General features: G+C 68.4%; 12 protein-coding genes and 1 tRNA gene. 8 read left to right on the forward strand and 5 right to left on the reverse strand.

Features of this window, described 5'->3' with window-relative positions; translation table 11 throughout:
* Positions 1–15 precede the first annotated feature (15 nt).
* The 3 genes from RU09_RS18665 (at position 16) to RU09_RS02190 (ending at position 2,542) form a co-directional block, all read left to right on the forward strand.
* Positions 16–189, forward strand: coding sequence for a hypothetical protein (locus RU09_RS18665; protein ID WP_164481682.1), 174 nt, complete (start codon positions 16–18; stop codon positions 187–189).
* Positions 190–289: 100 nt separating this feature from the next.
* Positions 290–1,750, forward strand: coding sequence for a cardiolipin synthase (gene cls / locus RU09_RS02185; RefSeq protein ID WP_042536999.1), 1,461 nt, complete (start codon positions 290–292; stop codon positions 1,748–1,750).
* Between the two features lie 51 nt (positions 1,751–1,801).
* A complete protein-coding gene (locus RU09_RS02190; protein ID WP_042537000.1) occupies positions 1,802–2,542 on the forward strand; it encodes a hypothetical protein in 741 nt (246 codons plus the stop codon).
* Between the two features lie 30 nt (positions 2,543–2,572).
* Here the strand turns inward: RU09_RS02190 and RU09_RS02195 are convergent, their stop codons facing one another.
* On the reverse strand, positions 2,573–3,571 hold the full coding sequence (locus RU09_RS02195; protein ID WP_042537001.1) for a diacylglycerol/lipid kinase family protein: 999 nt from the start codon (positions 3,569–3,571) through the stop codon (positions 2,573–2,575).
* A gap of 74 nt (positions 3,572–3,645) precedes the next feature.
* Between RU09_RS02195 and serS the strand changes: the two genes are divergently transcribed.
* The 4 genes from serS to RU09_RS02215 all read left to right on the forward strand — a co-directional run bounded on the left by serS (position 3,646) and on the right by RU09_RS02215 (position 7,182).
* Positions 3,646–4,929, forward strand: coding sequence for a serine--tRNA ligase (serS, locus tag RU09_RS02200; protein WP_042537003.1), 1,284 nt, complete (start codon positions 3,646–3,648; stop codon positions 4,927–4,929).
* Complete coding sequence (locus RU09_RS02205; protein WP_042537005.1) at positions 4,926–5,747, forward strand: HAD family hydrolase; 822 nt, start codon at positions 4,926–4,928, stop codon at positions 5,745–5,747. The genes serS and RU09_RS02205 overlap by 4 nt, the downstream gene beginning before the upstream one ends.
* Positions 5,748–5,789: 42 nt before the next feature.
* Positions 5,790–5,874 (forward strand) — tRNA-Ser (locus RU09_RS02210).
* A 54-nt stretch (positions 5,875–5,928) separates the two neighbouring features.
* Positions 5,929–7,182 carry an LCP family protein gene (locus tag RU09_RS02215; RefSeq protein ID WP_052492826.1) on the forward strand — a complete coding sequence of 418 codons (1,254 nt, stop codon included), beginning with the start codon at positions 5,929–5,931 and terminating at the stop codon, positions 7,180–7,182.
* A gap of 75 nt (positions 7,183–7,257) precedes the next feature.
* Here the strand turns inward: RU09_RS02215 and RU09_RS02220 are convergent, their stop codons facing one another.
* The gene (locus tag RU09_RS02220; protein WP_042537007.1) at positions 7,258–7,854 is read right to left on the reverse strand and encodes a TetR/AcrR family transcriptional regulator; all 597 of its coding nucleotides are present in this window, start codon (positions 7,852–7,854) and stop codon (positions 7,258–7,260) included.
* 92 nt (positions 7,855–7,946) lie between these two features.
* Here RU09_RS02220 and RU09_RS02225 point away from each other — a divergent pair, with 92 nt between their 5' ends.
* On the forward strand, positions 7,947–10,235 hold the full coding sequence (locus tag RU09_RS02225; RefSeq protein WP_042537008.1) for a glycoside hydrolase family 3 C-terminal domain-containing protein: 2,289 nt from the start codon (positions 7,947–7,949) through the stop codon (positions 10,233–10,235).
* Positions 10,236–10,318: 83 nt separating this feature from the next.
* On the opposite strand, the gene RU09_RS02230 is transcribed toward RU09_RS02225, so the two are convergent.
* Genes RU09_RS02230 through RU09_RS02240 form a run of 3 tightly spaced genes read right to left on the reverse strand, consistent with a single transcriptional unit; the run spans position 10,319 to position 13,658 of the window.
* Positions 10,319–11,428, reverse strand: a complete 1,110-nt coding sequence (locus RU09_RS02230) for a mandelate racemase/muconate lactonizing enzyme family protein (protein WP_042537010.1) — start codon at positions 11,426–11,428, stop codon at positions 10,319–10,321.
* Positions 11,425–12,333 (reverse strand): NAD-dependent epimerase/dehydratase family protein, encoded by a 909-nt coding sequence (locus tag RU09_RS02235; RefSeq protein WP_042537012.1) that lies wholly within the window; start codon positions 12,331–12,333, stop codon positions 11,425–11,427. Before RU09_RS02235 ends, RU09_RS02230 begins: the two co-directional genes overlap by 4 nt.
* Positions 12,330–13,658, reverse strand: coding sequence for a Gfo/Idh/MocA family protein (locus tag RU09_RS02240; protein ID WP_042537014.1), 1,329 nt, complete (start codon positions 13,656–13,658; stop codon positions 12,330–12,332). Before RU09_RS02240 ends, RU09_RS02235 begins: the two co-directional genes overlap by 4 nt.
* Between the last annotated feature and the right edge of the window lie 8 nt (positions 13,659–13,666).

Consider the following 13,666-nt stretch of genomic DNA (forward strand, 5'->3'; position numbering starts at 1 on the left):
GCGTACCATGGAGCCATGGAGAACTTCTGGCTCGCAGCCGCATGGTCGATCATCCCGACCATCGGGGTGAGCGTCGTGTTCTTCTTCGTGCTCCGCGGAATCCTGCGGTTCGATCGCACCGAACGCAAGGTGCACGCACGGATCGAGGCCGAGGAGCGGGCCGCGCGCGGTCTGCCGCCGCGCTCCTGAGCGGCGTCGGCACCATCGGCTACTGTGTAGCCAGCGCACCGTCCGCGGTGCCCACTGACGCGCCCGGCGTCGCAGTGCCGACCGGCCGAGAGGACGAGGGATGACGCCCGAGATCTGGGCTTGGTGGACCGCGGCGTTCCTGATCGCCCTCGACCTGACGATCCGCATCACGGCGATCATCGTGATCCCGCGCAACCGGCGACCCACTGCGGCGATGGCGTGGCTGCTCGCTGTCTTCTTCATCCCGTTCATCGGCGTCTTCCTCTTCCTGCTCATCGGGAACCCGCGCCTGCCGCGCGCCCGCCGCCGCAAGCAGGATCAGATCAACGAGTACATCGCCGAGACGAGCGAGCACCTGCACTTCGGCACCCTGCGACCGGATGCGCCGAGCTGGTTCCCCCCGCTCGTCGAGATGAACCACAGGCTCGGAGCGCTGCCGATCTCGGGGGACAACGGCGCGCATCTGATCGCGGACTATCAGGAGTCGCTGGACGCGATGGCCGACGAGATCCGCAAGGCCGAGGACTACGTCCACATCGAGTTCTACATCCTCCAGGCCGACGCCTCGACAGACAACTTCTTCCGCGCGATGGAAGAGGTCGCAGAGCGCGGCGTGCACGTCCGCGTGCTCCTCGACCACTGGGCGAACAGATGGAAGCCGAAGTATCGGCAGACCGTCAGGCGGCTCGATCGCATGGGCGCGAACTGGCATCTGATGCTTCCGGTGCAGCCGCTGAAGGGGCGCATGCAGCGGCCCGACCTGCGCAACCACCGCAAGCTCCTCGTCGTCGACGGCAAAGTAGCCTTCCTCGGCTCGCAGAACGTCACGGACTCGACCTACAACCTGCCCAAGAACATCAAGCGCGGTCTGCACTGGGTCGACCTCATGGTCCGCATCGACGGCCCCGTCGTGCTGAGTGTGAACGCCATCTTCCTCAGCGACTGGTACAGCGAGACCGACGAGGTCCTGCAGGAGATCGACATCTCGCACGCCGAGACCGGGTCGGGAGATCTCGACTGCCAGGTCGTGCCGTCGGGGCCCGGGTTCGAGGTCGAGAACAACCTGCGTCTCTTCCTCGGGCTGCTCTACGCGGCCAAAGAGAAGATCATGATCGTCAGCCCGTACTTCGTGCCGGATGAAGCGCTGCTGCTCGCCGTCACCGCCGCGGTCGACCGTGGAGTCGCGGTCGAGCTGTTCGTCTCCGAAGAGGGAGACCAGGCGATGGTCTATCACGCGCAGCGCAGCTACTACGAGGCGCTGCTCAAGGCCGGGGTGCGGATCTGGATGTACCGCAAGCCCTACATCCTGCACACGAAGAGCCTCACCATCGACGACCAGGTCGCCGTGATCGGCTCGAGCAACATGGACATGCGTTCGTTCGGTCTGAACCTCGAGGTGTCGATGCTGGTGCGGGGCGAGGAGTTCGTCTCCGAGATGCGCGCCGTCGAAGACGTCTACCGCTCCCTCAGCAGGGAGCTGACTCTCGAGGAGTGGATGCAGCAGCCTCTGCGCTCGACCGTCCTCGACAACCTCGCGCGCCTCACCTCGGCGCTGCAGTAGGGCGGCTAGGCGGGGGTGCCCTCCGCAGACTGCGGCCGGTACCCTGTGTGCATGGAATCCCCATCGCGTGTCATCGCCGCACTCTCGTCCTTGGCCGCCGTGCTGCTCGTCGCAGGGTGCACGATCGGTCCTGGGGCCACCGGGTCGCAGGCGACCTCGAACCCCTCGAGCGGGCCCGGCCAGAGCACGGACGACTCGGATGACGTCGAAGGCACGCTGCTCGACGACGGCCGGATGTTCGCCGTCGTCACCTGGGGATCCTCCACCTGCGTTCCGCAGGTCGACACGGTGACGGCGGAAGGGCAGACCGTCTCGGTGATACTCGTCGAACCGGAGTCCGAGGGAGACGGCGAGAAGGCATGCACGGCCGACCTGGCGTCGCGTGCGAGCGTCGGTGCGCTGCCGGAAGGTGTCGACCCGACGAAGGAGATCACCCTGCAGGTGACCTACGGCGACGTCGTCGACGACCTCGATCTCGACGGCGACCCCTCGTTCACCGGCACTCCCGGCTCATCGACCGAGTACGCGCCGACCGCCGGCTGGTTCGACGACGGCTCGCTGGTCCTGCTCACCTGGGGCTCGTCGAGCTGCGCCCCCGTGGTCGAGGACCTCGAGGGCTCTGGCGCCTCGGGCACGGCGACTTTCGCGACCGACGACGACCAGGTGTGCACCATGGACATGGCGCCGCGTGCGACGATCCTGGAGTTCGGCGAAGATGCCGTCGATGACGACGCCTTCACTCTCACGCTCGTCGGCGGCGGCCTCGACGGCACGGTCGAGGTACGGGGCTGACGCAGCACTCGGACGCCCGAGCCGCAGCGATCAGAACGACGCGACCGGATGGTCGGCGGGAAGGGCCAGCAGGAGCGCCCCGGGGTCGACGCGGCAGGTGATGCGCACCGCGGTCCCGAACTCATCGCCGTCGAGTTCGATCGGGGTGGGGGAGGTCACGGCCGCTTCGGCGGCGGCTCCGCGGAAGTAGTGCACCGAGGCATCCCGGCCCCGACGTTCGAGCACCCGGCGACCGGCGCGTGAGCGCCGCAGCACCGAGTTGTCCCACCAGATCTTGCGCCAGACCCCGAGCCAGCCCCACATGCCGGTGGGCTGGATCACGGCGACGTCGAGGACGCCGTCGGTGATCGACGCGTCGGGGATCAGAGAGATGCCCGCCGGCAGAGTGCCGCAGTTGGCGAACAGGATGCTGTGCACCTTGGTCGAGTGCAGGCGGCCGTCGTCGATCTGGAACACGGAGCGGAACGGCTCGGCGGTCACGAGCGACCTCGCGGCTCCGTCGACGTAGGCGATCCATCCCACCGACTTCTTCAGGTCTGGGCGGGTGTTGGCGATCATGTCGGCATCCAGCCCGACGCCCGCGAGAACGACGTAGGCGTGCTCCTCGTGCTCGCCGTTCTCCCGCGTCAGGCGCGCCCAGCCGATGTCGATCGCGTGGCGGAACTCGCCCAGCGCCGCGCGGATCATCTCGTCCGGGTCGGCCAGCGGGAGCCCCAGGTTGCGCGCCAGCAGGTTTCCGGTGCCGCTCGGCAGGATCGCGAGTGGCACCCCGGTGTTCGCGATGGCTTCGGAGACCGCGCGCACCGTGCCGTCTCCGCCGGCCACGAGCACGACATCCACAGCGCGGGCGAGGGCTTGGGCCGTCGCAGCCTGGCCGGGGTCTTCGATCGTGGTCGGATAGAAGGCCGGGTGCTCCCACCCTGCCTCGCTCGAGAGCGCGCGGACTCTCGCCCGCAGATGCTTCTCGTCGACTTTGATCGGGTTGTAGATGAGCACTGCCTGACGTCGGCCGGTGGCGCTCGTGGTCATGGCGCTACTCTAACCCGGGCGTCGACCCACCCGGTCGCGGCGGACGCGCCCGGGCCGCACCATAGACTTGGTGGATGATCGACCTCGCACTCCTCCGCGAAAATCCGGAGATCGTCCGCCGTTCTCAGGCCGCCCGTGGCAACGACCAGGGCACCGTCGACATCGCGCTCGAGGCCGACCGATCGCGCCGCGCGGCGCTCGCCGCGTTCGAGGAGCTGAGGGCCGAGCAGAACGCGTTCGGCAAGCAGGTCGCGAAGGCGCCGAAAGACGAGAAGGCGGCGCTCGTGGCGCAGGCCAAGGATCTCGCCGAGCGCGTCAAGCAGGCGCAGCAGGCGGCGAACGAGGCTGCCGAGGCCCTGGCCGCTGCTCTCGCACGCATCGAGAACGTCGTCATCGACGGCGTCCCCGCCGGGGGCGAGGCCGATTTCGTCGAGCTGCGCCGAGTCGGTGAGGTGCCCGCATTCGACTTCGAACCCCGTGATCACCTCGAACTCGGTGAGATCCTCGGCGCGATCGACATGGAGCGCGGCGCGAAGGTGTCTGGTGCTCGCTTCTACTTCCTGCGCGGCGTCGGGGCTCGTCTCGAGATCGCGCTCATGAACCTCGCGCTCGACAAGGCGCTGCAGAACGACTTCGTCCCGCTGATCACGCCCACCCTGGTGCGGCCGGAGATCATGCAGGGCACCGGATTCCTCGGCGAGCACGCAGACGAGGTCTACCACCTCGACAAGGACGACGACCTGTACCTCGTGGGCACCAGCGAGGTCGCGCTCGCCGGATACCACAAGGACGAGATCCTCGATCTGGGCAAGGGCGCGCTGCGGTACGCCGGCTGGTCCACCTGCTATCGCCGCGAGGCGGGCTCGCACGGCAAGGACACCCGCGGCATCATCCGGGTGCACCAGTTCAACAAGCTCGAGATGTTCGTCTACACGAACCCGGAGGATGCGGAAGCTGAGCACCTGCGTCTCGTCGCGCTGCAGGAGGAGATGCTGACCTCGCTCGGCCTCGCCTATCGCGTGATCGACGTCGCAGCAGGCGACCTCGGCTCCAGTGCAGCGCGCAAGTACGACATCGAGGCGTGGGTGCCGACGCAGGGTGCTTTCCGCGAGCTCACCTCCACCTCGAACTGCACGACGTATCAGGCCCGCCGCCTCGACATCCGACACCGGCCCGAGGCTCACGAGGGCCAGACCGCGAAGACGCAGCCCGTGGCGACCCTCAACGGCACGCTCGCGACGACCCGCTGGATCGTCGCACTGCTCGAGACGCATCAGCAGGCCGACGGTTCTGTGCGCGTGCCGGAGGTGCTTCGGCCGTACCTCGGCGGGCTCGAGGTTCTGGAGCCGACCGCGTGACGGCCCCCTGGCTCGTCGGGCTCGACGTCGACGGAACGATCATCCTGCAGGACGAGACGATGAGCCCCGGCGTGCCCGAGGCCGTCGCGCGGCTGCGGGATGCCGGTCATGAGGTGACGATCGCCACCGGACGCAGCTGGATGGCCACGCGTCGCTGGGTCGAGCAGCTCGAGCTGACCCCGCAGTTCGTGGTGTGCTCGAACGGAGCGGTGACCATGCGTCGGGTGGGCGACGAGTGGGAGCGGTGGCACATCGAGACGTTCGATCCGTCTCCCGTGCTCGCTCTCCTGCGCGACCGCCTGCCGGAGGCCCGGTACATGGTCGAGCTCGGCTCGGGGCTCAGGCTGTACACCGAGCACCTGGACGACTGGACGCTCGACGGCGGACGACAGGTCGGCTTCGAAGAGCTGGTCGCCGAGCCGGTCTCCCGTGTCGTCGTCGTGTCGCCGGGGCACGATGAGGAGGACTTCCACCGCCTCGTCGCGGACGCAGGACTCAACGAGGTCTCGTACGCGATCGGCTGGACGGCGTGGCTCGACATCGCGCCGCAGGGCGTCGACAAGGGCACGGCGCTCGAGCGCGTGCGCACCGAGCTCGGCTTCGAGCGCGGGCAGGTCTTCGTGGCCGGCGACGGACGCAACGACATCGGCATGTTCGGGTGGGCGCTGGGGCTCGACGGCCGTGCCGTCGCCATGGGGCAGGCGCCCGCAGAGGTCAAGGATGCCGCGGGCGAGGTGACCGGCGACGTCGAGGACGGCGGGCTCGCAATGGCACTGAACACGCTTCCAGCGGCCGCCCAGGTCAGCGCGAGAGAATAGAACTCGGCTAGACTCACGGCTTGTCGGCAGATTCGTCTGTCGGGAGGGTTGTCCGAGTGGCCGATGGAGCTGGTCTTGAAAACCAGTGGGCAGAGATGTCTCGTGGGTTCGAATCCCACACCCTCCGCATTCCAGGGAACGGTGTCCCCCCGCACCGCACGCTGAAACCGAAAGGCACCGAGTGAGTCCTCACACCCGACGCCGTCGTACCATCGCGCGACACGGACAGCTCCACTCGCCGGGCCCCGTCAGCCAGCTTCTGACGTTCATCGCGATCGGTCTCGCCGTCGTCCTGGTGAGCGGCTTCGGCGTCGTCTCGTACATCGTCTACGACCTCTCGAGCACGGTCTCGGCCAACGCGGTCGAGCTGGACAGCACCGAGGAGCTGCCGCCGGACATCAGCGAGTACGAGGGCGGATTCAACATGCTCCTCACCGGTGTCGACACGTGCGAAGAGGCCTATGCGCAGTACTTCGGCGAACGCTGCACCGGCGCCGACTCCGAAGGCACGCTCAATGACGTGAATCTCCTCCTGCACGTGTCGGAGGAGCCCCGCCGCATCACCGTCGTCAGCCTGCCCCGAGACATGATGGTGCCGATCCCCGAGTGCGAAGACGCCGAGGGCGACGTGCACTCCGCGATGAGCAAGCAGCAGATCAACACCGCCTACACCGACGGCGGACTCAACTGCGTCGCGAAGACCGTCTCCGACCTCACCGGTCAGGAGATCCAGTTCGCGGCATCGGTCACGTTCGGCGGTGTGATCGAGATCACGAATGCGATCGGCGGCGTCGAGGTGTGCCTCGCCTCTCCGATCAAGGACCGCTACACGGGCCTCGATCTGGCAGCCGGAAACCACGTGATCGAGGGCATCACCGCTCTGCAGTTCCTCCGCACCCGCCACGGCGTCGGAGACGGCAGCGACCTCGGACGCATCGGCAACCAGCAGCAGTACATGTCGAGCCTGGCGCGCACGCTGATCAGCGGCGAGACGCTCGGCAACGTCCCCATGATGTTGAAGCTCGCGACCACCGGTCTCGACAACGTCGAGGCGAGCACCTCGCTCGCCGACCCGATGAAGATCGTGCAGATCGCGCTCGCGGTGAAGTCCGTGCCGTTCGAGGACATCGTCTTCCTGCAGTACCCGACGTTCGCGGACCCGGCCGACCCCAACCGCGTCGTGCCGGACAAGGAGTCCGCCGAGGCCATGTGGAACGCGATCAACGAGAACGCCCAGCTGCAGGTCACGCATCAGAACACCGAGAACGACGGAGTCGTCGTGACGGATCCGGCCACGCAGACGCCCGCCGACGCGGGTGCCGAGGCGGCGACGCCTGACCCTGCGGCGACACCTGAGAACGTCGTGGCGCTGCCTGACACGATCAAGGGCAACTCGGCCGCGCAGCAGACCTGCTCGAACGGAAACGTCCGCTGACGTCCACGCCGACCGCACGGACCATCCCGAAGAACCGCCCCTCCTGCCTGTCAGGGTGTGGGCGGTTCTCCGCGTTCAGCGCGTAGGCGTCTCCGGCTGATCGGTCGGCGGGTAGAGCACGTCCATGAGGGCTCCGATGATGCCCGGCATGTCGACGGAGCGGTCGATCATCCACTGCAGCTGCAGCCCGTCGGCGACCGCCTGGATCACCCGTGCCATGGTGTCCGGGTCGAGCGTCGCCCGGTGGGCGGCGTCGTGGACGAAGCTGTCGGTGATGCTCTCGCGGAGCTTCTCGCTGCGCTCGAGGAAGTACTGATGGGCCGGATGCGCGGGGTCGACGGCGTCGACCGAGAGGCGTGAGAACAGTTCGACGACTCCGGGGACCTCGGTGTTGTGGCGGATCACATCGATGAACGCGGACTTGCCGTCGACCGGATTCAGCGTCTGCGGCATCATGCCGTCGTGCTCGTCGCGCTTGCGCAGCACCTCGGTGAAGAGCTCCTCCTTGCTGCCGAAGTAGTGCAGGAGCGCGGCGGGGGTGACGCCGACCAGCTCGGCGATCTGCTTGAGCGAGGCGTTCTGGTAGCCCTTGCGGCCGATCACATCGAGAGCGCTCTCGAGGATCTCCTCGCGTCTGGCGACGCCCTTCGCGTATGAACCTCGTCGTGCCATCCCTCGAGAGTAATCCTGAACAACGTTTGAGATCCAATACTTACTGGCATATAGTTTTCGCAGGACACCGCCGTCGCCGCGAAAGGAACATCATGACCGATACATCGGCATCCGATCTCACCCTCGAGGAGAAGGCATCGCTCACCAGCGGTGCGGACTTCTGGACGACGAAGGCCATCGAGCGCGTCGGTCTGCCGTCGATCATGATGACCGACGGCCCGCACGGCCTGCGCAAGCAAGCAGGCGGCACCGATCACCTCGGTCTCTCGAGCAGTGTGCCGGCGACCTGCTTCCCTCCCGCTGTCGGCATCGGCTCGTCGTTCGATCCCGAGATCGTCGAGCGCGTCGGCGCGGCCATCGGCGTCGAGGCGGCCATCGAAGACGTCGCCATCGTGCTCGGTCCCGGCATCAACATCAAGCGGTCGCCCCTGTGCGGTCGCAACTTCGAGTACTTCTCGGAAGACCCGATCGTCTCGGGGATCCTCGGTGCGGCCTCGGTGCGTGGAGTGCAGTCGCAGGGCGTCGGCACCTCGCTCAAGCACTTCGCGGCCAACAATCAGGAGTTCGATCGCATGCGCGCGAGCTCCGACGTGGACCCGCGTCCGTTGCACGAGATCTACCTGCGCGGCTTCGAGCGCGTGGTCAAGGATGCCGAGCCGTGGACCGTCATGTGCTCGTACAACCGCATCAACGGGGTCTACGCCTCGGAGGACCCGTGGCTGCTCACACAGGTGCTGCGCGATGACTGGGGCTTCGACGGCGTGGTCGTCTCGGACTGGGGTGCTGTGAACGACCGCGTGGCCGGCGTCGCCGCCGGTCTCGACCTCGAGATGCCGTCGTCGGGCGGGCGGACGGATGCTCAGCTCGTGGCCGCGGTGCGCGCCGGCGAGCTCGACGAGAGCGTGCTCGACACCGCAGCCGACCGTGCGATCGATCTCGTGGGCAAGGCGCAGCGGCGCCCGGCCGTCGCAGGTCCTCTCGACGTCGACGCGCACCATGCGCTCGCGAGGGAAGCGGCCGGACGCTCGATCGTGCTGTTGAAGAACGACGGCGACGTGCTGCCGCTCGCCGTCGAGCAGAGGATCGCCGTCATCGGAGCCTTCGCGACCGAGCCGCGCTTCCAGGGAGCCGGATCCTCGCTCATCAACCCCACCCGCGTCGACACCGCGTGGGACGAGCTCCGTGCCGTGGGTGGAGAGAACGTCACGTACGCTGCCGGCTTCGCGGTCGAAGGTGGCGCCATCGCGGCATCCGGCCGTTCGGCCGACGACCTGCGCGCCGAGGCCGTCGCCGTCGCGTCCGCAGCCGATGTCGCCGTCGTGTTCCTCGGCCTCCCGGCTGCCGAGGAATCCGAGGGTTTCGACCGCGAGCACATCGATCTGCCCGCTGCGCAGCTGGAGGTGCTCGACGCCGTGATCGCGGCGAATCCCACCACGGTGGTCGTGCTCTCTAACGGCGGCGTCGTCGCGCTGCCCTTCGCCGCGCGGGTGCCGGCGATCGTCGAGACGTGGCTGCTCGGCCAGGCCGGCGGCGGCGCGGTCGCCGACGTGCTCTACGGTGCGGTGAACCCGTCGGGAAAGCTCACCGAGACCGTTCCGGTGCGGCTGGAGGACAACCCCTCGTTCGGCAGCTTCCCCGGTGAGTTCGGTCACGTCCGCTACGGCGAGGGCGTGCTGGTCGGCTACCGCTGGTACGACGCGAAGGGCCTCGACGTCACCTTCCCCTTCGGGTACGGCCTCTCGTACACGACGTTCTCGTATGGCGAGGCGTCGGTCGCGGCGAGCGAGAGCGGCGACATCGTCGTGCGGGTCGATGTGACCAACACCGGAGCCCGCGACGGCCGCGAGATCGTGCAGGTGTATGCGGCCCCGGTCACCTCCGTCGTGCAGCGCGCGCCCCGCGAGCTCAAGGCCTTCGCATCGGTGGCGCTCGCTGAAGGTGAGACCCGTACCGTCGAGCTCATCGTGCGCCGAGAGGACCTCGCCTATTGGGACGTGCGCGTCGACCGCTGGGTCGTCGAGAGCGGCGAGTACACGGTCGAGGTCGCCGCGTCGAGCCGCGACATCCGTTCTTCCGCGACCGTGCAGGTCGAGGGCGATGCCGTCTCGCTTCCCCTCACGATGAACTCGTCGATCGGCGATGTCCTCGCGCACCCCGTAGCTGGCCCGATCGTCATGGGCGCCCTCGGCGGATTCCTGGGAGAGCTGACCGGTGCGGACTCGCCGGCCGCCTCGATGATGCCGAACGACGAGGCGATGCAGAAGATGATGGCATCGTTCCCGATCGGCCGACTGATCGGATTCCCCGGTGTCGACGTCACGCACGAGCAGGTCGAGCAGCTGCTCGAGGGCGCGAACGCGGGAGTGCTGACGCCGGCCTGATCTCAGACCGTCCGAACGACGAAGCGCCCTCTCCGTTCTGCGACGGGGAGGGTGCTGTCGTGCGCGGGCCGTGCGTCAGGTCGTCAGATCGTCAGGTCGCGTCCAGCCTCGTCTCCGAGAACGGGGGAGAAGCGGATGCCGAGGCCGTGATGCTCGTTCTCCGTGAGGAAACCGTCGGCGACGGTCACGGGCGAGGGGTCGGCCAGAGCGCCGAGCGCACCGAATCCGGCATCCTCCACATCCTCGACCAGCGGTTCGGATGCGGTGTCGGGCAGCGTCAGGGCGAGCTGGCCCGAGAGCTCTGGCAGCAGGTGAGGATGCAGGGCGACGCCATGCGAGGCGGCGAGCCCGGCGATGCGGAGCAACGGGGTGATTCCGCCGACACGCACGATATTGGGCTGCACGATCTGCGCGGCGCCTGCCCGGAGGAAGTCTGCGAAGCGGTGCACCGTGTGCAGGTTCTCGCCGACCGCTATGGGCACGTCGATGCGACGGGCGAGCTCGGTGTGGCCGATGAGGTCGTCGGCCCGCAGCGGCTCCTCGATCCAGGCGAGATCGAAGCGCGACAGTGCGTCGATCGACGTCGTCGCGCGGTCGAGATCCCAGCGCTGGTTCGCGTCGATCATCAGCGCGCGATCGGGTCCGAGCAGCGCGCGCACGGCGGCGACGCGCTCGATGTCCTCCGAGAGATCGGGCTTTCCGACCTTGATCTTCACGGCATCGAACCCCGCATCGATCCAGCGCTGCACCTGGGCGAGCAGCTCGTCGAGCGGGTAGTGCAGGTTCACGCCCGATCCGTAGGCGCGCACGCGCTCACGGCGGCGGCCGATCAGGCGCGACACCGAGGTGTCGGCAGCGCGTGCCTCGGCATCCCACAGCGCGAGGTCGAGCCCTGCCAGCGCGATCGTCGTGATGCCACCGCCGCCCGCTTCGTGCAGGTGCTCCCACAGGCTCTGCCAGGCCTCGCCGGGAACAGCGGATCGGCCCACGGAAGCGGGAGCGATGTCGTGCTGCAGCAGCGACTGCACTGCGGGTGCGCCGATCTGCGGGCTCCACGAGAAACCCCATCCTTCGCCGCCGTCTGAGCGCACGACGTGGGTCGCGATGATACCGACCGACGTAACGTCGGCAGCCCACGGACGCGTCAGCGGCACCCGCTGGAGACGCGACGTCAGACTCCGGATGGTGGTCACCGCAGTGCGCGTCCTGCGGCGAGCTCCGTGCGCCAGGTTCGCGCGGCGCGCCAGCCGAGCAGGCGAGCGGCTTTGGCGGAGGAGAACGCGGGCGCAGTGCCGGTGAGCTCGGCCGCCGCCCGCGCGGTGCCGGGGTGGAACTGCGGCAGCAGCTCGCTCAGCGGGCGGCGGGCGAGCGCGTCGTCGGCGCCGACGAAGAACCGCTCGCCGTTCGGGATGTCGTCGAGGGCGTCGAGCAGGGCGTCGGCGAAGACTGCGACGTCGCGGGCATCGATGTAGTTGAAGAGCGCCGGTGCCGACAGGGCGGGGTCATCGAGGCGTTCGAGCACGGTGTGCCCCTGCTGGGTCGGAGCGCCGGCCCATTCCTCGGGGGCGATCACGTAGCAGGGGCGGAAGGATGCGAACCGCACGTCGTCGCCCGCCTGGCGCCGCAGCATGTCGATCGTCTGCTCGATCAGCAGCTTCGACAGGGCGTAGGCGTTCCACGGTTCGGTGGGCGATGTCTCGTCGAGGGGGAGGCGCTCGGGAGTCCAGCCGCGGGGTGCGCCGTAGCCGATCACCGTCGGGCTCGACGCTGCCACCACGCGGCGGATGCCTGCACGCACGGCTCCGCCGAGCACCGACTGCGCGAGGGCGGCGTTCGTGCGCAGGATCACGTCTTCGGGTGCGCTGAAGGGCACCGCGATCGCCGCGAGGTGGATCACCGCGTCAGCTCGTGTGCCCGCGAGCGCCGACGCCGTGGCATCCGCATCGGTCAGATCGAGGGAGAACTGAGTGATCCCGGCGCGGTCGAGGTGTGCGATCGGCTCTCTGTCGACGGAGATGAGCTCGTGTCCGGCATCCGCGAGTCCTGTCACGAGCGTGCGCCCGAGTCGCCCGGACCCGCCGGTGACGACGATCCTCATCGGCGTGCGAGCAGGGCGATCCCGAGCTCGTCGACCCTCACGGGGAGTCCGGTCTCGAGGGAGCGGTTGCCCGCGATGCCGACCGCGATGGAGCGGATGCCGTCTGTCCAGTCCGCCGGCCGCGCGAGCGGGTCATCGCCCGGACCTTCGAAGACATCGGACAGGAGCAGGGCGTCGCCGCCGCCGTGTCCGCCGTCGCCGCCGTCGATGGGCACCTCGTAGGCCGCTTCCCAGTGCCGCTGCACGAGTATGCGCTCGCCTTCAGGGCGCAGTGCGGTGGTGCCGTCGCCGCCCGAGAGGCTCGGGTCGATGTGGGGATGCAGGCCCTCACCGGCCAGCACGGCTCCGCGTTCGACGACCTCGAGCTCGACGCGGCCGAGCGTGCCGTTGACGGCGACGCGATAGCCCTCCCACGGCGAGTGCGCGTTCAGCGAGTACGACATGGTCGCGCCCGAGACGTAGTCGACGACGAGCGCGAGGTTGTCCTCGATCGTGATGCCCTCGCTGAACACGTCGAGGTCGCGCACGTAGCCGTCGTGCTGCTCGGCGTCGAGGTAGAGCGCGGTCAGGCGTTCGTCGGTGCGGAGGTCGAGTTCGAAGAGGTCGCCCCCGTCGTGGGTTCCTCGCGCCGGACGCTCGCCGAGGCCGCGGCCGGCCGCATTCTCGGCGCCGTAGAAGCGCAGACCGCCCGACGCGTAGACGCGGGTCGGCTGCGAGCGGATCCACCAGTTGACGAGGTCGAAGTGATGGCTCGACTTGTGCACGAGAAGACCGCCCGAGTTCTTCTTGTCCCGGTGCCAGCGGCGGAAGTAGTCGGCGCCGTGGTTGGTGTCGAGCATCCACTGGAAGTCGACGGAGGTGACCTGCCCGATCGTGCCGTCCTGGATGATCCGGCGCAGCGCGCTGTTGCGGGGGGAGTACCGGTAGTTGAACGTCAGCACCACCTGTCGGCCGGTGCGTTCGACGACCTCTTCGATGCGGGCCGCGCTCGCCGCGTCGATCGTCAGCGGCTTCTCGACCACGACATCGGCACCGGCCTCGAGCGAGCGGACGATCAGCTCGGCATGCAGATCGTCGCGCGAGCAGATGATGACCCGGTCGACGCGTTCGTCGCGGATCACCTGTTCGAGCTCGTCGGGGGTCGCGAGGCGGGGAGCGGAGGCGCCTGCGTCGACCGCGCGTCCGGAATGGAAGGCGGCGCGCACGGGGTTGGGCTCGACGATCGCAACCAGTTCGGCGCGGTCCCGGTGCGCTCCGGTGATCGCATCGACATACATCTGCGCGCGGACTCCGGCACCGGCCAGGGCATAACGGGTCTTCGTCATCGTGATCC

The organism is Microbacterium sp. MEJ108Y, assembly GCF_000834175.1.
Lineage (GTDB): Bacteria > Actinomycetota > Actinomycetes > Actinomycetales > Microbacteriaceae > Microbacterium > Microbacterium forte.

Coding starts and splice junctions, on each gene's coding strand:
- RU09_RS02220 (WP_042537007.1), bottom strand. CDS start 7,854: ATGGCACGACGAGGTTCATACGCGAAGGGCGTCGCCAGACGCGAGGAG.
- RU09_RS02235 (WP_042537012.1), bottom strand. CDS start 12,333: ATGAGGATCGTCGTCACCGGCGGGTCCGGGCGACTCGGGCGCACGCTC.
- serS (WP_042537003.1), top strand. CDS start 3,646: ATGATCGACCTCGCACTCCTCCGCGAAAATCCGGAGATCGTCCGCCGT.
- RU09_RS02195 (WP_042537001.1), bottom strand. CDS start 3,571: ATGACCACGAGCGCCACCGGCCGACGTCAGGCAGTGCTCATCTACAAC.
- RU09_RS02240 (WP_042537014.1), bottom strand. CDS start 13,658: ATGACGAAGACCCGTTATGCCCTGGCCGGTGCCGGAGTCCGCGCGCAG.
- RU09_RS02190 (WP_042537000.1), top strand. CDS start 1,802: ATGGAATCCCCATCGCGTGTCATCGCCGCACTCTCGTCCTTGGCCGCC.
- cls (WP_042536999.1), top strand. CDS start 290: ATGACGCCCGAGATCTGGGCTTGGTGGACCGCGGCGTTCCTGATCGCC.
- RU09_RS18665 (WP_164481682.1), top strand. CDS start 16: ATGGAGAACTTCTGGCTCGCAGCCGCATGGTCGATCATCCCGACCATC.
- RU09_RS02225 (WP_042537008.1), top strand. CDS start 7,947: ATGACCGATACATCGGCATCCGATCTCACCCTCGAGGAGAAGGCATCG.